Annotated in this window: 17 protein-coding genes; 11 read left to right on the top strand and 6 right to left on the bottom strand. The window is 69.0% G+C overall.

The window, feature by feature from the left end:
* Position 1: 1 nt before the first annotated feature.
* From NMI01S_RS03960 to acs, 4 genes are all read right to left on the bottom strand, one after another.
* Positions 2-973 (bottom strand): alpha/beta fold hydrolase, encoded by a 972-nt coding sequence (locus tag NMI01S_RS03960; RefSeq protein ID WP_062994573.1) that lies wholly within the window; start codon positions 971-973, stop codon positions 2-4.
* 21 nt (positions 974-994) lie between these two features.
* On the bottom strand, positions 995-1,486 hold the full coding sequence (locus NMI01S_RS03955; RefSeq protein ID WP_062994572.1) for a phage holin family protein: 492 nt from the start codon (positions 1,484-1,486) through the stop codon (positions 995-997).
* A gap of 39 nt (positions 1,487-1,525) precedes the next feature.
* Complete coding sequence (nhaA, locus tag NMI01S_RS03950; RefSeq protein WP_062994795.1) at positions 1,526-2,737, bottom strand: Na+/H+ antiporter NhaA; 1,212 nt, start codon at positions 2,735-2,737, stop codon at positions 1,526-1,528.
* 210 nt (positions 2,738-2,947) lie between these two features.
* Positions 2,948-4,927, bottom strand: a complete 1,980-nt coding sequence (acs, locus tag NMI01S_RS03945) for an acetate--CoA ligase (RefSeq protein WP_062994571.1) — start codon at positions 4,925-4,927, stop codon at positions 2,948-2,950.
* 167 nt (positions 4,928-5,094) lie between these two features.
* Between acs and NMI01S_RS03940 the strand changes: the two genes are divergently transcribed.
* Positions 5,095-5,838, top strand: coding sequence for a Fic family protein (locus tag NMI01S_RS03940; protein WP_062994794.1), 744 nt, complete (start codon positions 5,095-5,097; stop codon positions 5,836-5,838).
* Between the two features lie 489 nt (positions 5,839-6,327).
* On the opposite strand, the gene NMI01S_RS03935 is transcribed toward NMI01S_RS03940, so the two are convergent.
* On the bottom strand, positions 6,328-7,107 hold the full coding sequence (locus tag NMI01S_RS03935; RefSeq protein ID WP_062994793.1) for an HAD-IB family hydrolase: 780 nt from the start codon (positions 7,105-7,107) through the stop codon (positions 6,328-6,330).
* A 489-nt stretch (positions 7,108-7,596) separates the two neighbouring features.
* Between NMI01S_RS03935 and ssd the strand changes: the two genes are divergently transcribed.
* The 7 genes from ssd to NMI01S_RS03900 all read left to right on the top strand — a co-directional run bounded on the left by ssd (position 7,597) and on the right by NMI01S_RS03900 (position 12,268).
* Complete coding sequence (gene ssd, locus NMI01S_RS03930; protein ID WP_062994570.1) at positions 7,597-8,682, top strand: septum site-determining protein Ssd; 1,086 nt, start codon at positions 7,597-7,599, stop codon at positions 8,680-8,682.
* A complete protein-coding gene (locus NMI01S_RS03925) occupies positions 8,679-9,866 on the top strand; it encodes a TadA family conjugal transfer-associated ATPase (protein WP_062994569.1) in 1,188 nt (395 codons plus the stop codon). Before ssd ends, NMI01S_RS03925 begins: the two co-directional genes overlap by 4 nt.
* 131 nt (positions 9,867-9,997) lie before the next feature.
* Positions 9,998-10,654 carry a type II secretion system F family protein gene (locus NMI01S_RS03920; RefSeq protein ID WP_369689899.1) on the top strand — a complete coding sequence of 219 codons (657 nt, stop codon included), beginning with the start codon at positions 9,998-10,000 and terminating at the stop codon, positions 10,652-10,654.
* The gene (locus NMI01S_RS03915; protein ID WP_062994567.1) at positions 10,651-11,247 is read left to right on the top strand and encodes a type II secretion system F family protein; all 597 of its coding nucleotides are present in this window, start codon (positions 10,651-10,653) and stop codon (positions 11,245-11,247) included. Before NMI01S_RS03920 ends, NMI01S_RS03915 begins: the two co-directional genes overlap by 4 nt.
* Positions 11,248-11,304: 57 nt before the next feature.
* On the top strand, positions 11,305-11,517 hold the full coding sequence (locus tag NMI01S_RS03910) for a DUF4244 domain-containing protein (protein WP_062994566.1): 213 nt from the start codon (positions 11,305-11,307) through the stop codon (positions 11,515-11,517).
* Positions 11,514-11,861 (top strand): TadE family type IV pilus minor pilin, encoded by a 348-nt coding sequence (locus NMI01S_RS03905; RefSeq protein ID WP_062994565.1) that lies wholly within the window; start codon positions 11,514-11,516, stop codon positions 11,859-11,861. Before NMI01S_RS03910 ends, NMI01S_RS03905 begins: the two co-directional genes overlap by 4 nt.
* Complete coding sequence (locus tag NMI01S_RS03900; protein ID WP_084512267.1) at positions 11,858-12,268, top strand: Rv3654c family TadE-like protein; 411 nt, start codon at positions 11,858-11,860, stop codon at positions 12,266-12,268. Before NMI01S_RS03905 ends, NMI01S_RS03900 begins: the two co-directional genes overlap by 4 nt.
* Positions 12,269-12,621: 353 nt before the next feature.
* Here the strand turns inward: NMI01S_RS03900 and NMI01S_RS03895 are convergent, their stop codons facing one another.
* Positions 12,622-14,997, bottom strand: coding sequence for a DEAD/DEAH box helicase (locus NMI01S_RS03895; RefSeq protein ID WP_062994564.1), 2,376 nt, complete (start codon positions 14,995-14,997; stop codon positions 12,622-12,624).
* Between the two features lie 435 nt (positions 14,998-15,432).
* Here NMI01S_RS03895 and NMI01S_RS03890 point away from each other — a divergent pair, with 435 nt between their 5' ends.
* The 3 genes from NMI01S_RS03890 (at position 15,433) to NMI01S_RS03880 (ending at position 20,218) form a co-directional block, all read left to right on the top strand.
* Positions 15,433-15,639, top strand: a complete 207-nt coding sequence (locus NMI01S_RS03890) for a cold-shock protein (protein WP_011206895.1) — start codon at positions 15,433-15,435, stop codon at positions 15,637-15,639.
* A gap of 439 nt (positions 15,640-16,078) precedes the next feature.
* Positions 16,079-18,919 (top strand): type I DNA topoisomerase, encoded by a 2,841-nt coding sequence (topA, locus tag NMI01S_RS03885; RefSeq protein WP_062994791.1) that lies wholly within the window; start codon positions 16,079-16,081, stop codon positions 18,917-18,919.
* Positions 18,920-19,006: 87 nt separating this feature from the next.
* Positions 19,007-20,218 carry a DNA polymerase III subunit delta' gene (locus NMI01S_RS03880; RefSeq protein WP_062994563.1) on the top strand — a complete coding sequence of 404 codons (1,212 nt, stop codon included), beginning with the start codon at positions 19,007-19,009 and terminating at the stop codon, positions 20,216-20,218.
* Positions 20,219-20,252 lie beyond the last annotated feature (34 nt).

The raw sequence follows: 20,252 nt of genomic DNA, 5'->3' as shown, positions 1-20,252 counted from the left end.
GTCAGGCGTATTGCGGGGTGGCCGGGTCGCCCAGCAGTTTCGACAGTTCCGTCGTGACGGCGTCCGGGTTCTCCTGGTGGGCGAAGTGTCCCGCCTCCGGAATCGTGACCACGCGGCGGCCGGGCGCGAGTTTGCCGGCGCCGCGCACGGTGGATTCGAGCATGTAGAGGTCGGCGTCGCCGCGCAGGATCAGCGTCGGCACGCGGACGGGTTCGCGCATCGCCGCCAGGAAGCGGCGGCCGTCGGGACGCCACTGACTGCGGAAGGCCCAGCGCTGATACTCCAGCGCACAGTGCGCCGCGCCGGGTATCCGGATCGCCGAGCGCATGCGCTGGGCGGTATCGACGAACTCCGTAGTGCCCGCCCACCGCGGCGCGACCCGCTCGCGCACAAGACGTTCGATTTCGAATCCGTCCTGGCGGGTCAGCCGGCGCTCGCCGTACCGCGGCAGCTGATACCGCAGGAAATTCGGCAGATAGGCGGCGCGCTGGCGACGATCGCGCAACACGGCCCGTTTCAACGCCACCGGATGCGGTGACGCGATCAGCGCGATCGACCGCACCACCCGCGGATGCAGCACCGCGGTCGCCCAGCACACCAGTCCGCCCTCGGCATGGCCGACCAGGGTGGCGTCGGAATGCCCGAGCGCCCGCACCAGGCCGGCGATGTCACCGGCCAGTGTCCAGCCGTCGTAGCCGCGCGGAGGTTTGTCGGAATCGCCGTACCCGCGCAGATCGACCGCGACCGCGCGATAACCCGCCCGGGTGAGCCCGGTCAGCTGATGCCGCCACGACCACCAGAAATCGCCGAAGCCGTGCAGCAGGACGACCAGCGGCCGCGCGGGGTCGCCCACCGCATCGTCGGTGCCGCCCTCGGCGATGTGGAAGCGGATGCCGTTGGCGTGCACGTCGCGATGCGTCCACGGGCCGTCGAAGCGGACGCTGGACGGATCGGGAATCGGATTCGACGACACGCCGAAAGCGTAATCGCCGGACTATGCGGTCGGCTTGGCGGCCGGGCCGTCGGCGTGCGATCCGAAGCCGTGCGGCAGCACCGTCCGGGTTTCCTTGAGGGATTCGATCGTCTTCTCCGGCGCTCGCAGCTTGCGCACCTTCCGGTAACCGAGGAACGCCAGGACCGCCACCACGACGATCATCAGCGCGAAGACGATCAGGAACGCCGCCCACCGGTACAGCCACACATCCAGCAGTTCGGCGAGGAAGAAGAAAAAGAAGAACGACGAGAACAGCAGCACCGTCAGCGCGCCGATGAAGAAGACGCTGCCCTGCAGGCCCTTCTTGATCTCGCCGGTCACCTCTGCCTTGGCCAGCTCCACCTCGGCGCGGACCAGGGTCGACATCTGCTCGGCGGCGTCGCGCACCAGATCCCCGACGCTGGCATTCGCGGTGGTATCGACCTCGGACAGCGGAATCGAGGTGATGGTCCGGTTTCGGCCCGCGTCGTTACCGCCGTGTGTGAAGCTCAATTGCTCGACCCTTCTCCATGTCCCGGTGCTGTCCGGCCTTCACTCGTATTCGGTGGCCGCACTCGCGTCTCGCCGCGCCTGATGCGCCCGCCCACGCCGCAACAGTAGCGCCGAACCGAGCAGAGAGGCCGCCAAGGACGTCATCAACACGGCGGCTTTCGCCAGTTCGGTCGCGGCCCGGTCGGGCAACGCGAGTTCTGCCACCAAGAGGCTAACGGTGAAACCGATCCCGCCCAGTACCGACAGGGCCGACATATCCCGATTGCCGAGACCGGCGGGCCGCCTGGCGATTCCGAACCGGATCGCCAGCCAGCTCGATCCGAAGATGCCCACGGTCTTGCCGATCAGCAGTCCGGCGATGATCGCCAGCGACAGCCGCGAGGTGAACATCTCGCCGAAAACCTTGGTGGACAACGGGACTCCGGAGGCGAACAGCGCGAACAGCGGGACGCACACGCCCGCGGAGATCGGCTGGAACAGATGCTCGAGCCGGGCCGCCGGCGCCTCGTCCTCCTCCGGATCCGGACGTACTCGGGTCAGCAGCCCGCAGATCACCCCCGCCAGCGTGGGATGAATCCCGGCCTCGTGCAGGGCGTACCACGACAGCAGCGCCAGCGGCACATACACCAGGGGGGTACGAATGCGCAGCCGTTGCGCCACGGCCCAGCTCGCGAAGCAGGCGGCCGCGCCGGCCAGCCAGCCGACGGCCACCGTGGTCGTGAACAGCACGGCGATCAGGACGATCGCCATCAGATCGTCGACGACGGCCAGGCTGAGCAGAAACACCCTCGCCCCGGCCGGAATTCGCGAACCGGTCATGGCCAGCACCGCGAGCGCGAAGGCGATATCGGTCGCCACCGGGATCGCCCAGCCGCGATCCATCCCCGGTACACCCCAGCCGATGGTGAAGGCGATCACCGCCGGGACGATCACGCCGCCCACCGCGGCCACCACCGGGAGCGTGGCCCGTTTGCGATCGGCCAGCTCACCGACGACGAGTTCGCGTTTGAGCTCCAGCCCGGCGACGAAGAAGAACACCGCGAGCAGACCGTCCTCGGTCCAATCGCCCAGAGTGAGGTTCAGATGCAGCGCCGGGATCGCCAGCGGCGTGTCCCCCATCGTGAAATAGCTGTCGCGCCAGGGAGAATTGGCCCACAGCAGTGCCGCCGCCGCGGCGACGAGCAGCAAGGCGCCGCCGACGGTTTCGGTGCGGAGATAACGAGCGAGCTCGGAGCGCAGCGCGACGATCACGGAGATCCTTTCGGGAGCGGACGGCGACTGCGGCGGGCACTCCCGCAACGGGCTCACCAACCACACGCCGACCAGACTTCCCGGCACTCCTGGACGAAATTTTACCGGTTCAGGCGTGACTGTTTACGGTCGCCTCCGGGCGTCGCGGTGGCGAACGGGCGAGCCCACGCCCGGTGCGGCACCGGGCGTGGGCTCGAACGACGCGATCGATCAGGTGTTGGAGGCGCGGATGGCTTCGAACACGTTGGGGTCGACCAGGGTGGAGGTGTCGCCGAGTTCGCGGCCCTCGGCGACGTCGCGCAGCAGGCGGCGCATGATCTTGCCGGAGCGGGTTTTGGGCAGTTCGGGGACGATGTGGATTTCGCGGGGGCGGGCGATCGGGCTGATCTCGCGGGAGACCTCGGCCTTGAGCTCGTCCACCAGCTGCTGTCCGGAGTTGTTCGAGCCGCCGGTGAGGATGACGAAGGCGACGATGCCCTGTCCGGTGGTGGCATCGCTGGCGCCGACGACCGCGGCTTCGGCGACGCTGTGGTGTCCGACGAGCGCGGACTCGACTTCGGCGGTGGAGATGCGGTGGCCGGAGACGTTCATGACGTCGTCGACGCGGCCCAGGACCCACAGGGCGCCGTCGGCGTCGATCTTGGCGCCGTCGCCGGCGAAGTACCAGCCCTGAGAGGCGAAGCGTTCCCAGTAGGTGGCCTTGTAGCGTTCGTCGTCGCCCCAGATGCCACGCAGCATCGACGGCCACGGCTGGTCGAGGACCAAGTAGCCGACGACCGCGGAGCGGTCCGAAGATTCGGCTTCGGTTCGATCGATTTCGACGGAGTTGCCTTCCTCGTCGACGACTTTCGCGGAGATGCCGGGCAGTGGTGCCATGGCGGCGCCGGGTTTGGCGGCGGTGACGCCCGGCAGCGGGGAGATCATGATGGCGCCGGTTTCGGTCTGCCACCAGGTGTCGACGATGGGTGCGGTGCCGGCGCCGATGACTTCGCGGTACCAGCGCCACGCTTCGGGGTTGATCGGTTCGCCGACCGAGCCGAGCACGCGCAGCGAGGACAGGTCGTGGGCATCGGGGATCTCGCGGCCCCACTTCATGAAGGTGCGGATCAGCGTGGGGGCGGTGTAATAGATTGTGACGCCGTACTTTTCGATGATCTGCCAGTGCCGGTGCTCGTCGGGGAAGTTGGGGGTGCCCTCGTAGACGACCTGGGTGGCGCGGTTTGCCAGCGGGCCGTACACGATGTAGGAGTGCCCGGTGACCCAGCCGATGTCGGCGGTGCACCAGTACACGTCGGCGCCGGGTTTGTGGTCGAAGACGTAGTGGTGGGTGTAGGCGACCTGGGTCAGGTAGCCGCCCGAGGTGTGCAGGATGCCCTTGGGTTTTCCGGTGGTGCCGGAGGTGTAGAGGATGTAGAGCGGGTGCTCGGCATCGAAAGGCTGGGCCTCGTGGTCCGTTGATGCCTGGGCGACGGTGTCGTGCCACCACAGGTCGCGGCCCTGCGTCCACGGGATCTCGATGTTCGTGCGCCGCACCACCAGCACGTGTTCCACGCTGTGCGGCACGTCGCCGTGGGCGTAGAGCGCCTCGTCGACGGCTTCCTTCAGTGGTGCGGCCTTACCGCGGCGCCACTGGCCGTCGGTGGTGATCACCAGGCGGGCCTCGGCGTCGTCGACGCGCTGGCGCAGGGCGCTGGGGGAGAAGCCGGCGAAGACCACCGAATGGGTCAGGCCCAGCCGCGCGCAGGCCAGCATGGACACGATGGCCTCGGGGACCATCGGCATGTAGATCGCGACCCGGTCGCCGGCGACCAGGCCGAGTTCGGTGAAGTAGTTCGCGGCCTGGGAGACCTCGGCCTGCAGCTGGGCGTAGGTGATCGAGCGGGAATCGCCGGGCTCACCCTCCCAGTGGATGGCGACCTGGTCGCCGTAACCGTCGGCGACGTGGCGGTCCACGCAGTTGTAGGCGACATTGAGCTTGCCGCCGGTGAACCAGCGCGCGAACGGGGCGTCGTCCCAGTCCAGCACCTGATCCCAAGGCTGATGCCAGTGCAGCCGCTGCGCCTGCTCGGCCCAGAACCCGTCGCGATCCGCCGTCGCCCGCTCGTAGATGGACGCATCGGCATTGGCTGCCGCGGCGAATTCGGCGGTAGGCGGGTACACGTCTCGGTGCTCAGCGGTGGTGTCGGTCATCTCGCCTCCATCGGGCCTGTCCATCGGATACGCGTCGGCCGCAGCGTGACCGCGGCCACGATGTGACCCTAACGGACTGTGACCTGCGCCGCGTACCGGTCCCGAACGGTGGGCCAGGGACGCGGACCCCGGTCGGGCGTGTGGTGTGCTCGGCTAGCGTGTGGGTCGTGACCGACGTGCTGCAACCCCTGGTCGACCTGCCCGGTGTCCGCGATGCGGCCGACCGCGCCCGCGATGCGCTCGCCGAAGTCCACCGGCACAAGGCGAACCGGCGGGGCTGGCCGACGACGGCGGCCGAGGCGGCGGTGCGCGCGGCGCGGTCCTCGGCGGCGATCGACGGCGGGGCCACCGAACTGCCCGCCGACGGCCGGGTCGCCGACCCGATTCTGGCGGGGGCGCTGCGGGTCGGGCAGGCCCTCGACGGTGACGCGCTGCGCAATCTGGTCGGTGTGTGGCAACGCGCGCCGCTGCAGGCGCTGGCTCGTCTGCATCTGCTCGCCGCGGCCGATCTGGTCGACGACGAAATCGGTCTCGGCCGTCCGCGACCGGAACCTGGTGTCGCCGAACGGCTCGATCTGCTGGCCCAGACCGTGCTGACCTCGAATGCGCCGGCCCCCGTGCTGGCCGCGGTGGTGCACGGCGAGTTGATGTCGTTGCGCCCCTTCGGTTCCGCCGACGGCGTCGTGGCGCGGGCGGCGTCACGGCTGGTGGCCGTGGCGAGCGGCCTGGATCCGCACAGCCTGGGCGTGCCCGAGGTCTTCTGGTTGCGGCGCCGTCAGGCCTATGCCGACGCCGCGGCGGGCTTCGCCGAGGGGACGGCCGAGGGTGTGGGCGGTTGGGTGGTGTTCTGCTGCGGCGCGCTGGAGGACGGTGCCCGCGAGGCGCGATCGATCGCCGATGCGGCCGGATGAACGGGGCGCGACGAGCGCTGATCACCGCGATGGCGAAACGGGTCCGCACATCGAAGCGGGCGGCGTAGCCGTCGTCGGCCTCACCGCCCGCTAGCACGGACTACCCGGTTACCAAGCGTGCTTGTCGGGTTGTGTTCTGCGGCCTCGGCGATCATCCGAACCCCGCCGGTTCATCCCCGCAACCTGTGCGAGGCCATTGCCGACGTGAATTCGAATTTCGCAGGCCCACAACGCTTCTGCCCTTGTCGCGGCGCGCTCCGCGTGGGTGCCTGGCGTCCGTGCTGGGAAGTGCGGATGGGAGATCGAACCTTCTCTTCCGTTTCGATCTTGGCCTTCCGCCCCTCCGTGCGTCCATTGTTACTCTGTGAGACCCCTCACATCAAGGGTCGAAAGGACATTACTCATAATCGGCGTGTGGCCCCTCGAATCGTGGTTACATCGATGGGTTGCGCGTCGTTGACCAGCCGCGATGCCCCCGGAGCGCCGCCTTCAGCGACGCCGGCGCAGCAACCGGTAACTGAGGGCGCCGGCCAGTACCGCACTCACCCCGACCACCGCCGTGGCGGCCACCGTCGTGGTCGACGGCGCGGGAATGCGCGACCACAGTGACACCGGATTCGAGAAGGTCAGGATCGGCCACTCCCGTGCCATCGCCTCGCGGCGCAGATTCCGGTCGGGATTGACCGCGGTGGGATGTCCGACCGCCGACAGCATCGGCAGATCGGTGATCGAATCGGAGTAGGCGTAGCAGCGCGAGAGGTCGTAGCGTTGCGTCGCGGCCAGTTCCTCGATCGCCTCGACCTTGCCCTCGCCGTAACAGTAGAACTCGACTTCGCCTGTGTACTTACCGTTTTCGACCACCATGCGAGTGGCCGCGGTATGTGTGGCACCCAGCGCGGCGGCGATCGGGGCGACGATCTCCTCGCCCGACGCCGAGACGATCACGACGTCGTGGCCGCGGATCTTGTGGTCGGCGATCAGATCCGAGGCCTCGGCATAGATCAGCGGATCCACCAGTTCGTGCAGTGTTTCGGCGACGATCGAGCGCACCTGCGACACATCCCAGCCGGCCGTCATCTTCGTCAGATGTTCGCGCATCCGCTCCATCTGGTCGTGGTCGGCACCGGAGAGCAGGAACAGGAAGTGCGCGTAACTGGACTCCAGCACGGTGCGCCGATCGATCAATCCCTGGGCGAAGAACGGCCGGCTGAAGACGAACGCACTCGACTTCGCGATGACCGTCTTGTCCAGATCGAAGAAGGCGGCGATCCGGGGTGCGGACGGCGCATCCCTCGTCTCGTGCGCCCGGTTCGCTGCTGCGTCGTTGCGGTGTCGCGGGTGCCCGGTATCCCCGGCGGCCCGATCGTTCGTAGCTGTTTGGTCGCCCTCGGCCGTCACGGCTCCAGAATAGGGAGCTTTCCCGCCGACGCGGCGTTCAGCCCGCCCACACGCCCCGTTCGATGCCCCGGGAACCGCCCCGATCCGGCCGAAACTTCGTCGCGCGATGGACTTGCATTGCGGCCGGTTTCTGGGTGTAGTATTGCTGGCACCTGGACATGGTCCAGGCGCGTTCAGCCCGACCCCCCGGGGCTGAACCCCGACGGCCCCAGCCTCCTCCCCCCCCGGCTGGGGCCGTCCTCTATTTCCGGACCGTTCAGCTGTTACTCGGCGTGCAGTGTTTGTCCACAGCCCGCGAGTTGTCCACATTCGGCGTTCGGGCCCTGGTTCGCCCGGACGAACCGGGTGAGGCTGGCGGACATGAATTCCGTTGCAGCAGTTCCCCCTCCGGCGCTGGTGCTGGTGGGCGACCGCCGGTTGCGCGACGAAGTGCGTCGCATCGCGGCCGCCGCCGACCGCGGCCTGGACGAACGGTCGATGCCCGTCGGCAGGCATGCCTGGGGCGCGGCCGCGCTGGTGATCCTCGACCTGGCGGCAGCGCGTACCTGCGCCGACGCCGGATATCCGCGTCGCTCGGGCGTGGTGCTGGTCGGCGGCGGCGAACCGGATCTCGACCATTGGCAGGCCGCGGCGGCGGTCGGCGCCGAGCAGGTCATCGCGCTGCCGGGCAACACCGAGACGCTGATCGAGGCCTTCGCCGCCTATGCCTGGCGCGATCCCGGCGACGGACTCGTCCTGGCGGTCGTCGGCGCCGGGGGCGGTGCCGGGGCCTCGGTCTTCGCCGCGACACTGGCCTTGACGGCCGCGGCCCGGCGGTTCCGGCCGCAGATCCTGCTCGTCGACGGCGACCCGCTCGGCGGCGGCATCGATCTGCTGCTGGGTATCGAGTCGGTGCCGGGACTGCGCTGGCCCGACCTGTCCATCGAGGACGGACGGGTGGCCGCGCAAGCCCTGCACGACGCCCTACCCGCCGCGGCACCGGGACTCGGTGTTCTGGCGTGCAGCAGACCGGCCGGTTCCGGACCGGACGACATCGGCACCGGTGCCGCCCGCGCCGTCGTCGAGGCCGGTCGCGCCGCCGGTGATCTGGTGGTGTGCGATATCTCCGGCAGCCGGGGTCCGCACACCGATCACCTCCTCGATGCCGCCGATCTCGTCGTCTTCGTGGTGCCGGCCCGGTTGCGCGCGGTGGCCGCGGCGGGGGCCGTCGTGGCGGATGTCCGTCGTCGAAATCCCAATCAGGCCTTGGTCGTTCGGGGGCCGGCGCCCGGCGGGCTGCGCGGACGAGACATCGCGGAGGCATTGGGGCTGCCGCTGCTGGCCGCCATGCGCGCTCAACCCGGACTCGCGGGCACTCTGGAACGCGGCGGCCTGACGCTCGGCCGCGGCCCGCTGTTCGCCGGGGCGGAGTCGGTGCTGTCCGCACTGCCGGACGGTGACCGATGAGCGGAGTGGTGAGCGCCGAACTCCTCGACCGGGTGCGAGAGCGACTGGCCGCCCAGCCCGGTGAACACGATCCGGCACGTCTGGCCGCCGCCATCCGTGCCGAAGCCGGCCGAGTCCTCGGCGATACGGACCTGCTGCGCGCACTGCGTCTGCTGCAGACGGAGATGACCGGCGCCGGCGCGCTGGAACCGCTGCTGCACGATGCCCGGGTCTCCGATGTGCTGGTGACCGCACCCGACGCGGTGTGGATCGACCGCGGGAGCGGTCTGGAACGCACCTCGATCCGATTCCCGGACGAAGCGGCGGTGCGGCGGCTGGCTCAGCGCCTGGCCCTCGCCGCCGGTCGCAGGCTCGACGACGCGCAGCCATGGGTGGACGGGCGGCTACCGGAATACGAGCGAGCACCCGGCGAGAGCTTCGGAGTCCGGTTGCACGCGGTCCTCGCGCCCATCGCGCAGGGCGGAACGTGTATTTCGCTGCGCGTCCTGCGTCCGGTCGGCCACAGCCTGCGCGGGCTGACCGCCTCCGGCACACTCACCCCGGAGTCGGAACTGCTGCTGGAGAAGATCATTCGCGCACGGCTGGCATTCCTCGTGGTCGGCGGTACCGGCGCCGGGAAGACCACGCTGCTGTCGGCTCTGCTGGCGCACGTCGACCCCACCGAACGGATCGTGTGCGTCGAGGATGCCGCCGAACTGTCGCCGCCGCATCCGCATGTCGTCCGGCTGGTCGCGCGCATCGCCAATGTGGAGGGCGCGGGTGCCATCACGGTTCGGGACCTGGTCCGGCAGGCGCTGCGTATGCGGCCGGATCGGATCGTCATCGGCGAGGTGCGCGGGGCCGAGGTGGTGGACCTGCTCACCGCGCTGAATACCGGACACGACGGGGGCGCCGGAACGGTCCATGCGAACTCGCCCCGCGAAGTGCCCGCTCGGTTGGAAGCCCTTGCGGCACTGGGTGGAATGGGGCGTGCGGGACTGCACAGTCAGCTCGCGGCGGCGGTCCAGGTCGTGCTCGCCATGCGGCGCCGCCCCGACGGCGGGCGAGTCCTGCAGGAAATCGGACTGGTGACCCGCGACGGGGAGGCCGGTGTGCGCATCGAGACGGCGTGGTCGGCGGATGTTGTTGCGGCACCGGCGAATACCGCGCTGCACCGGTTGCTGGACGAACGGTTGCGGCAATGACGGTGAGTCTGCTGTGCGGTGCGGGAGCCCTGCTGCTCCTGCCGACCCCGACCCGGCGGCACCGGCTGCGTGCTCTGTATGGACGGCCGAACGGGAATCGAAATATTCGGAGTCGCTGGATCATTCGCGGCGTGACGGCTTCGGCCGTGGTGGCGGCGGTCGTCCTCGGTCCCGGGGTAGCGGGTGCGGCCGTGGTGCTGGCCGCCACGTTGACCGTGCGCGCGAAGAATCGCCGTGCGGAACGCCGCCACGACAGCGAATGCCGGAAACTGCTGGAAGGACTGGAAGTGGTGATCGGTGAACTGCGCACGGGCGCGCATCCCAGCGCTGCCGCCGCGGTCGCGGCCGCGGAGATCGGCGGAGCCGCCGGAGCGGCCTTCGCGGTGAGTGCCGCCCGGGCCCGGCTCGGTGGTTCGGCCGCGGACGGATTGCGCGGCCGAACCTGCGCCGTCACAAGCGAACTCGATCGTGTCGCGGACGCGTGGGAGGTGGCCGAGCGGCACGGCCTGGCACTGGCGGAACTGTTGAGCGCGGCCCGCGACGATCTCGCCGGGCGGATGCGATTCAGCGACCGCACGACCGCAGCGCTGGCGGGTGCACGTGCCAGCGCAGCGGTGCTGGCCGGTCTTCCGCTCCTGGGCATCGCGCTCGGACAGTTGATGGGCGCGCACCCGCTGCAGGTGCTGATGAGCCGAGGGGTCGGAACCATCGTCTCTCCACTGGGCGCCGGACTGATCGGCGTGGGATTGCTGTGGGCGGATGCCATCACTCGGCGGGTATCGGTATGAGCGGCCTTCCGATGGCACTGCTCTGTTCCGGTGCCGCGCTGCTGGCCCTTCCGGGCCGGATCACACCGGTCGCCCGCCTCCGCGTGGCTCGCGGCGCCCCACCCATGCCGCGACAAGACCTGCGCCCGGCCGCCGGTGACCCGCTGGCGGTGGCCTCGGCACTCGATCTGCTCGCCTCCTGCCTGCGGGCGGGCCTGCCGACCGCCACTGCGGCGCGCGCGGTGGCCCCGATCGCCCCGGAACCCTTCGCCTCGGCGCTGCGCCGGGCGGCGGATCTGCTGGCGCTGGGCGCGGATCCGGTCACCGCATGGGAGCGCGCGGCCCGGGAAGCGCCCGGGGCGGAGATGTCCGCGCTCGCCCGGCTGGTACGCCGTTCGGCCCGCTCCGGTGCGGCCCTGACCGGTGCGGTCTCCGAACTCGCCGAGAAGTGCCGCGCGGCGGTCGAGGATGCGGCCGCCGCGCGTGCGGAACGCGCGGGCGTACTCATCAGCGGTCCGCTCGGGCTGTGCTTCCTGCCGGCCTTCGTCTGTCTCGGCATCGTGCCGGTGGTCGCCGGACTGGCCGGTCGAGTACTCGGCGGTGGGTTGTGGTGACCACACGAGAGACTCGGTGCGGATCCGCCGCGCCGACCGTAGAGAAAGGGGAGAGCGATGCTGACGGCAACGCAATCGGTTGTGCGAGAACTACGTTCGCGGCTGATCCAGGCAGCGGTGTCCGACGACGGCATGAGTACGGCCGAATACGCCATCGGGACGATCGCCGCGGCGGCGTTCGGGGCGGTGCTCTACACCGTGGTGACCGGCGACTCCATCGTCAACGCGCTGACCAAGATCATCGACAGGGCGCTGAACACCACCGTATGAGGTCGGCCCGCACGAGCGAGCGGGGCGCGGTCACGGTCGAGGCGGCGATCGCGCTGGCGGCGGTGGTCGTGGTCGTCGTGCTCTGCCTGGGAGCGTTGCTGGCGGCGTCGATGCAGATCCGCTGTATCGACGCCGCTCGCGAAGCGGCTCGTCTCACGGCGCGCGGCGCGGAAGTGGAGGCCCTGCCGGCAGCACAGCGGGTGGCACCGCCCGGTGCCGATATCGAGGTGCGTGCGGAGGGTGACCGGGTCGTCGCCGTCGTCCGGGCGCGGGCGCCGCTGCTGCCCATGCTGCGGTTACGGGCCGAGGCGGTCGCCGTGCGCGAACCGGGAGAGTCCCGATGACAGCGGACGGACTGGCGCGGGCCACGACGGCGCCGGCCGCGTGCCGCTGCCGCCGGTGCGACGGGGGCGCCACCGTCACCGCATGTCTGGCACTCACCGCACTGCTGGTGGTGACGATCGTCATCGTGCAGTTCGCGGCGGTGGTCTGCGGACGCCACCTGGCGCAGAGTGCCGCCGATTCGGCGGCATTGGCCGCGGCGGGCGCGCTGGATTCCGGCGCCGAGGCGGCCTGTGAACAAGCGGATTCGGTGGTGCGGCGAATGCGTATGCGGCTGCGCACATGTTCGATCCGGGATTGGGATGTGACGGTCACCGTCGACGGTTCGGTGCCGCTCGCTCTTTTGGGCAAGCGATCAGTTGTGGCGGTCGCGCGGGCCGGTCCGGTGAGTGCGGGAAAGCGATCATGAATACCGGGCGGTTGGTGTGAGAAAGAATGGGTGACCGGAGCCACAGCATGTCGCGTTAAGTGTCGTGATTTCCCATTCGCTCGGCATTCAATTCCGTGGGCGCAATTGTGCAAGCATTCGGCGCTGCGGGATTCAGATAAATGCACACATGTGAATGCCCACATGGCCGTTATTCGCTAGGGCAATGCGCCGGTTAACATGATCGACTTCCTCTTTATTCGAGCAGAGGGTAGTCGCCCTCGAATCCGGGACGCGGCCCGCCGGTGTGGGAGGCGCCCACGTCTACCGACGGTGTCCGCATCGTCACGAAACGGATTCGAGCAGGTCATGGCCCGAAATGTGGGCCGCTCCGATCAGTTCGGTGCCTCGTCGGGCAGATCGGAGAGGACGGCCGTCAGCAGGGCGGCCGCGCCTTCCTTGTCCAACGGGGAATTGCCGTTGCCGCATTTGGGGGATTGCACGCACGAGGGGCAGCCCTGTGGGCACGAACAGGAGGCGATGGCCGCCCGCGTCGCCGCCAACCAGGTCCGCAACCGGGCGAAGCCGCGCTCGGCGAACCCTGCCCCGCCCCGATGGCCGTCGTAGACGAAGACGGTGGGCAGCCCGGTATCGGGGTGCTCGGCGATGGACACGCCGCCCACATCCCAGCGGTCGCAGCTCGCGACCAGCGGCAACATCCCGATCGCGGCATGTTCGGCGGCGTGCAGGGCGCCGGCCACGCGGCGCGGCTCGATCCCCGCCGCGGCCAGTAGTCGCGGCGTGACGGTGTAGAACACGGCCTGGGTCGGCAGCGTCTGCTCGGGCATATCGAGTTCGATGAGGTCGAGGACCTCTCCGCTGGGAAGCGTGCGCAGATAACCGACCACCTGGCGCGTTACCCGGACCCTGGCCAGGGCGGCGGTCACGCGGCCGTACGCCTGTTCGTGGGTGCGATCGTCGATCGCGACCGAGGTGACCATCCGGGCGCTGGTGGTCCAACCGGGCTGCTCGGGGTGGACGAACGCGACCCCGGCCTCGAGGTCCAGTTCGTCGACCACGTAGGTCTCGCCTTGATGGAGATGCACGGCACCGGCGTGCAGCGTCGCGGGCGCCCGCCCGGAATCCGCGCTGCCCAGCAGCCTGCCGCTGGTCGCGTCGACGATCGCGATCTGGGAGCCGATTCCGCCCCGGACGTCGACGTCGTCGTGCGGATAGGCGCTCGAGGTCGGATACCAGCGGGCCGGTCCACCGCCGTTCTCCCGGCGCTTGATCAGCCCCTGCGCGGCGAGGTCGGCGGCCACGTCCCCGACGCCGAGGTCGTCGATCTCGGCGTCGGTCAGGGGATGTTCGCAGGCCGCGCACAGCAGATGCGGTCCGGCTACGTAGGGATTGTGCGGATCGGTGATGGTCGCCTCGACCGGCTTGTCCAGCAGGGCGTGCGGGTGATGGACGAGGTAGGTGTCGAGCGGATCGTCGCGGGCTACCAGTAGCACCAGCGAGCCCTGGGTGCGACGTCCGGCTCGGCCCGCCTGCTGCCAGAACGAGGCGACGGTTCCCGGAAAACCCGCCATCACCACGGCATCCAGTCCGGCGATGTCGACGCCCAGTTCGAGTGCGGTCGTGGTGGCCGCCCCCAGCAGCGACCCGTCCGCGAGGCCGTTCTCCAGTTCGCGCCGGTCCTCGGCCAGATATCCGGCCCGGTAGGCCGCCACGCGCCCGGCCAGCGACGGGTCCACCTCGGCGAGCATGCGCTGCACGTCGATGGCGACGACCTCGGCGGCCCGGCGGGAGCGAACGAAGGTCAATGTCCGCGCACCCTCGACGACCAGGTCGGTCATGATCCGGGCGGCCTCCGTGGTGGCCGCCCGCCGCACCGGGGCGCCGTTCTCGCCGCTGAGCTCGCCGAGCAGCGGGGGTTCCCACAGGGCGACCGTCCGCGCGCCCTGTGGGGAACCGTCGTCGGTCACCGCGGTCACCGGCGCACCGATCAGCCGTTCGGCGGCCGCGGCCGGATCCGCGCTGGTCGCCGAGCACAGGACGAAGGTCGGGTTCGCGCCGTAGTGTGCGGCCAGCCGCCGCAGCCGGCGTAGCACCATCGCGACCTGGGATCCGAATACACCTCGATAGGCATGGCATTCGTCGACCACCACGTAACGCAGCCGCCGCAGCATCCGCGCCCAGCGCTGGTGGGCCCGCAGGATGCCGATGTGGAGCATGTCGGGATTGGTGAACAACCACCGCGCATTCGCCCGCACCCACTGCCTGACCTCGGGCGGAGTATCGCCGTCGTAGGTGGCCGGATGGATATCACGCAGGCTGCCGGCATGGGTCAGCTGCGCTGCCGCGCGGAATTGATCGGCCCCGAGCGCTTTGGTCGGCGATATATACAGAGCGGTCGCTCGCGGATCCCGCCGCAGGTCGGTCAATACCGGCAGCTGATAACCCAGGGATTTGCCCGAGGCGGTGCCGGTGCAGACGACGACGTGTGTGCCGGCGGCGGCCAGCTCCGCGGTTCGAATCTGATGCGTCCACGGCGCGTCGACACCAGATTCCCGCAGCGCGTCGACTACGTCCGGGGCAGCCCAGGAAGGCCAGCCGGTGCTGCGCGCCGCCCGGGCCGGGAGTTCGGTCACATGAGTGATACGACTCTCCGCATCGGGCACTCCGAATAGGACACGATTCAGCAACGATGTCCCGTAGCCGGTCGTCTCGGCGGGGGCGGCGTCCGATCCCGGGCCTTTCGGATTCATCGGACCGAGACCCTGCGACGCGAAGAAAGTGTGAACCGTGTGTGCCGCGTTCGCCCGAGCTGCCAATTCACTACCGAGTAGCGACCTGCGTCACAGTCTGTTTGCCTGACGCCTGCTCGGTTATCGCCAAGCAAACCTACTTCAAGTTTGGATTTGGGCATTGTGCCCCTCACCTGCACATTCGCAAGATCATCTTTTTTGCAAATTGTCGGTAACTCGGCTGTCGAATTGCGCGCGGACATGGTTCACTGGTTCTCGGTCGCAAGCTTCTGTGTTCGAGGGAACGGATCAAAGGTCCAAACCATCAGCAGGATCGATGTTGCGAACGGTGTGCTTGAAGCTTCCTGCAGGGGGAACAGAGTACAGCGGTCGGAACGGACCCGGTGGACCAACCTAACTTGTCCGCCGTTCCGGTATGGAAAGAGAAGGAACAGAATGGCACAGGGAACTGTGAAGTGGTTCAACGCGGAGAAGGGGTTCGGCTTCATCGCGCCCGAGGACGGCTCCGCTGACGTCTTCGTCCACTACTCCGAGATTCAGGGTTCGGGCTTCCGTACCCTCGAGGAGAACCAGAAGGTCGAATTCGAGGTCGGCCAGGGCACCAAGGGCCCGCAGGCCACCGGAGTTCGCGCGCTCAGCTGAGCGAGTAACCCAACAAGTCCGATCTCTCGTCCCTCACCGCGAGCACGCGGTGAGGGACGAGTCATATGCGGGGGAAGTAGACTCGATCGAAAACCGGGGCTTTTCGATGTGATCGAGTTGCCCACAAGGGTGTTTTTCTGCAGTTCGCAGCCATTTCGGTTCGGACGGTACCGACGGGGAAGTACCGCGCAGAACAGCCGAGACTCCTGGGTCGCGGGTCCGCAGTGCGGACTCCACGACAGCGAAACACGGTATAAACGTCTCTGGCGGGAGACATTTGTCTCTCCCTCTTGCCCCAGCCGCGCGCCGCGCGCCTGCGCCGCGCGGGTCGACAGGAAAGGTGTGTTCGCCGGTGGCAACACGAGACCGCGGTGCATCGCCGACTCCCGATGCGGCCTCCGCCGGGCCCGATGCGGCCGCAGCCGGCCGGGGGCGTCCCCTGCGTCGTCTCGTCATCGTCGAGTCGCCGACCAAGGCACGCAAGATCGCGCCCTATCTGGGCCGCGGTTATACGGTCGAGGCGTCCGTCGGCCATATCCGGGATCTTCCGCGCGGTGCCGCGGATGTGCCGGCCAAATACAAGGGCCAGTCCTGGGCCCGGCTGGGTGTCGACGTCGACCACGATTTCGAGCCGATCTATGTCGTCAGTCCGGACAAGAAGGCCAAGGTCTCGGAGCTGAAGACGCTGCTGCGCGATGCCGACGAGCTCTATCTGGCCACCGACCCCGACCGCGAGGGCGAGGCCATCGCCTGGCATCTGCTCGAGACGCTGAAGCCGAAGATTCCGGTCCGGCGCATGGTGTTCCACGAAATCACCGAGCCGGCCATTCGCGCCGCCGCGGCCGACACCCGCGAACTCGACAACGACCTCGTCGACGCACAGGAAACCCGGCGCATCCTCGACCGTCTCTACGGCTACGAGGTCAGCCCCGTGCTGTGGAAGAAGGTCATGCCGCGGCTGTCGGCGGGACGTGTGCAGTCGGTGGCGACGCGGATCGTCGTGCAGCGCGAGCGGGAGCGCATCGCGTTCCGTTCCGCGGAGTACTGGGATATCGCGGCGAAATTCGACGCCGGTGGCCGTGAGAGCGATGAGGCCAACCCGCGGATCTTCGGTGCGCGGCTCGTCACCGTCGACGGTTCCCGCGTCGCGGGCGGCCGGGATTTCGGATCCGACGGTCAGCTCAAGTCCCGCAACGGTGTCACCGTCCTCGACGAAGCCGCGGCACGGCGGCTGGCCGCCGGGTTGGAGAAGGCGGATTTCCAGGTCACCTCGGTCGAATCCAAGCCGTACACCCGTCGGCCCTATGCGCCCTTCATGACCTCGACGCTGCAGCAGGAGGCCGCGCGCAAACTCCGGTTCGGTTCCGAGCGCACGATGCGGGTGGCGCAGCGGCTGTACGAGAACGGCTACATCACCTACATGCGAACCGACTCCACGACGTTGTCGGAGTCGGCGATCAGCGCGGCGCGGGCGCAGGCGACCCAGCTGTACGGCCCGGAGTTCGTCCATCCGACGCCGCGGCAGTACACCCGCAAGGTCAAGAACGCGCAGGAGGCGCACGAGGCGATCCGGCCCGCCGGTGATACGTTCGCCACGCCGGGCCAGCTGCATGCCCGGCTGGATCAGGACGAATTCCGGCTCTACGAGCTGATCTGGCAGCGCACGGTCGCCTCGCAGATGGCCGACGCGCGCGGCACCACGCTGACGGTCCGGATCACCGGCCGCGCCGGCACCGGCGAGGAATGCGTGTTCTCCGCGTCCGGCCGCACCATCACCTTCGCGGGCTTCCTCAAGGCCTACGTGGAAAGTGTCGACGAGGACGCGGGCGGTCAGTCCGACGATGCGGAATCGCGGCTGCCCGCCCTGACCGAGGGCCAGAACGTCAACGCCACCGAGCTGACGCCCGACGGGCACACCACCAACCCGCCCCCGCGCTACAACGAGGCGTCGTTGATCAAGGCGCTGGAGGAACTGGGCATCGGTCGCCCCTCGACGTACGCCTCGATCATCAAGACCATCCTGGACCGCGGCTACGTCTACAAACGCGGCAGCGCGCTGGTGCCGTCCTGGGTGGCCTTCGCGGTGGTCGGGCTGCTGGAGGAGTATTTCGGCCGCTTGGTCGACTTCGACTTCACCGCGGCGATGGAAGACGATCTCGACGCCATCGCCGGCGGTCGTGAACAGCGCGGAAACTGGCTGACCAGCTTCTACTTCGGTGGTGACCACGGGGCCGAGGGATCGGTGGCGCGCTCCGGTGGTCTGAAGCGGATGGTCGGTGAGCGGCTCGACGATATCGATGCCCGCGAGGTCAACTCGATCAAGATGTTCACCGACGACCAGGACCGCGACATCGTGGTCCGGGTCGGGCGCTTCGGTCCGTATCTGGAGCGCATGGTCCAGAACCCGGACGATCCGGATGGCGATCCCGTTTCCCAGCGCGCCAATCTGCCCGACGATCTGCCGCCGGACGAGTTGACTCCCGAGGTGGCGGAGAAGCTGTTCGCGACCCCACAGGAGGGGCGCTCGCTCGGCGTGGACCCCGAAACCGGGCACCGGATCGTGGCCAAGGAGGGCCGCTTCGGGCCGTATGTCACCGAAATCCTGCCCGAGCCGGAGGCCGATCTCGACGCCAAGAAGGGCGCCAAGAAGGCAGCCGCACCCAAACCGCGGACCGGCTCGCTGCTCAAGTCGATGGACCTGTCGACCATCACCCTCGAGGACGCGCTGAAATTGCTGTCGCTGCCTCGCGTGGTCGGCAAGGATCCTGAATCGGGTGACGAGATCACCGCGCAGAACGGCCGCTACGGCCCGTATCTGAAGAAGGGCACGGACTCTCGCTCCCTGGCCACCGAGGATCAGATCTTCACCGTGACCTTGGACGAGGCATTGAAGATCTACGCCGAACCCAAACGGCGCGGACGTCAGGCGGCGAGTGCGGCGCCGCTGCGGGAGATGGGCAACGATTCCGCCACCGGCAAGCCGATGGTGATCAAGGACGGGCGGTTCGGTCCGTATGTCACCGATGGCGAAACCAATGCCAGCCTGCGCAAGGGTGACGAGGTGGAGTCGATCACCGATGAGCGGGCCTCCGAACTGCTCGCCGATCGCCGCGCCAAGGGGCCGGTGAAGAAGGCGACCAAGAAGACCGCGAAGAAGGCGCCCGCCAAGAAGACCGCGGCGAAGGCGACGGCCAAGAAGACCACCGCGACCGCGAAGAAGACCGCGGCCAAGAAGGCGCCCGCGAAGAAGGCCGCAGCGAAGTCGACGGCCGAGTCGTAGCAGGCGGTGTCGTCAGCAGGCGGTGTCGAAGCGGGCAGCTGCTCGGCACCGGTCGGCTTGTCGGTCCGGCCGATTAGGGTGTAGCCCGTGGCAGGTGTCTTCGATCGGCTCGTGGGCCAGGACTCGGTCGAGTCCGAGTTGACCGCTGCCGCCGTGGCGGCGCGTACCGGGATCGCTTCCTCGGTGATGACGCACTCCTGGCTGTTCACCGGTCCGCCCGGATCCGGCAGATCCGTTGCGGCGCTGTGCTTTGCGGCCGCGCTGCAATGTACCGCCGACGGCTCGCCGGGCTGCGGTCACTGCCATGCCTGCACCACAACCATGGCCGGTACCCACGGCGATGTGCGGCGGGTGATTCCGGAGGGGCTGAGCATCGGCACCAAGGAAATGCGGGAGATCGTGCAGGTCGCGGCCCGGCGTCCCAGCACCGGGCGGTGGCAGGTGGTGGTGATCGAGGATGCCGACCGATTGACCGAGGCCGCGGGCAACGTGCTGCTGAAGGTGGTCGAGGAACCGCCCGAGCGGACCGTATTCCTGCTGTGCGCACCGTCGGTGGACCCGGAGGACATCTCGGTCACGCTGCGATCCCGCTGCCGGCATGTCCATCTGGTCACGCCGTCCGTGGACGCCATCGCGCAGGTGCTGCGCGAGCGCGACGGTCTGAGTCCGGACCAGGCGGCGTGGGCGGCCTCGGTGAGCGGCGGACATGTCGGCCGAGCCCGTCGGCTCGCGACCGATGAGCAGGCCCGCACCCGCCGGACCCGCGCACTGTCGCTGGTCTCGGCGGTCACTCGTCCGGCCGCCGCTTATGCCGCCGGTGACGAGCTGGTCAAATCCGCCGAGGAGGAGGCCAAACAGGTCAGCGCGGAACGCGACGAGCGCGAACGCGACGAGCTGGCGACCGCGCTGGGCGCCGGCGGCACCGGGAAGGGCGCCGCCTCGGCGACCCGCGGTTCCGCGGGTGTCCTGAAGGATCTCGAGCGCCGTCAGAAATCCCGCGCGACCCGCACCAGCCGCGACGCCCTCGACCGGGCGCTGATCGATGTCGCGGGCCTGTACCGCGACGCGCTGGCCCTGCGCTTCGGCGCCTCCGCCACGAATCCGTCCCCGGCCATCACCCTGACCCACCCCGACCTGTCGGATCAGATCCGCGATCTGGCCGACGAGGTGCGACCCGAGGGGCTGTTGCGTTCCATCGAAGCCGTCCTCGCCTGCCGCGAGGCCCTCGATCTGAACGTCAAGCCCCGCTTCGCCATCGCGGCGATGGTCGCGGGCCTCATCGCGGCCCGCTCCGCCTGATCTACCGGCGCGACGGACCTTCGGCGATTTCATC

Source organism: Nocardia mikamii NBRC 108933, from assembly GCF_001613505.1.
Taxonomy (GTDB): domain Bacteria; phylum Actinomycetota; class Actinomycetes; order Mycobacteriales; family Mycobacteriaceae; genus Nocardia; species Nocardia mikamii.
This window is presented reverse-complemented; position numbering and strand designations above follow the sequence as displayed.

What these genes read in the sequence shown, in the direction of transcription:
- acs (WP_062994571.1), bottom strand. Translation starts at nt 4,927, where the DNA reads ATGACCGACACCACCGCTGAGCACCGAGACGTGTACCCGCCTACCGCC.
- ssd (WP_062994570.1), top strand. Translation starts at nt 7,597, where the DNA reads ATGAATTCCGTTGCAGCAGTTCCCCCTCCGGCGCTGGTGCTGGTGGGC.
- NMI01S_RS03925 (WP_062994569.1), top strand. Translation starts at nt 8,679, where the DNA reads ATGAGCGGAGTGGTGAGCGCCGAACTCCTCGACCGGGTGCGAGAGCGA.
- NMI01S_RS03915 (WP_062994567.1), top strand. Translation starts at nt 10,651, where the DNA reads ATGAGCGGCCTTCCGATGGCACTGCTCTGTTCCGGTGCCGCGCTGCTG.
- NMI01S_RS03910 (WP_062994566.1), top strand. Translation starts at nt 11,305, where the DNA reads ATGCTGACGGCAACGCAATCGGTTGTGCGAGAACTACGTTCGCGGCTG.
- NMI01S_RS03905 (WP_062994565.1), top strand. Translation starts at nt 11,514, where the DNA reads ATGAGGTCGGCCCGCACGAGCGAGCGGGGCGCGGTCACGGTCGAGGCG.
- NMI01S_RS03900 (WP_084512267.1), top strand. Translation starts at nt 11,858, where the DNA reads ATGACAGCGGACGGACTGGCGCGGGCCACGACGGCGCCGGCCGCGTGC.
- NMI01S_RS03895 (WP_062994564.1), bottom strand. Translation starts at nt 14,997, where the DNA reads ATGAATCCGAAAGGCCCGGGATCGGACGCCGCCCCCGCCGAGACGACC.
- NMI01S_RS03890 (WP_011206895.1), top strand. Translation starts at nt 15,433, where the DNA reads ATGGCACAGGGAACTGTGAAGTGGTTCAACGCGGAGAAGGGGTTCGGC.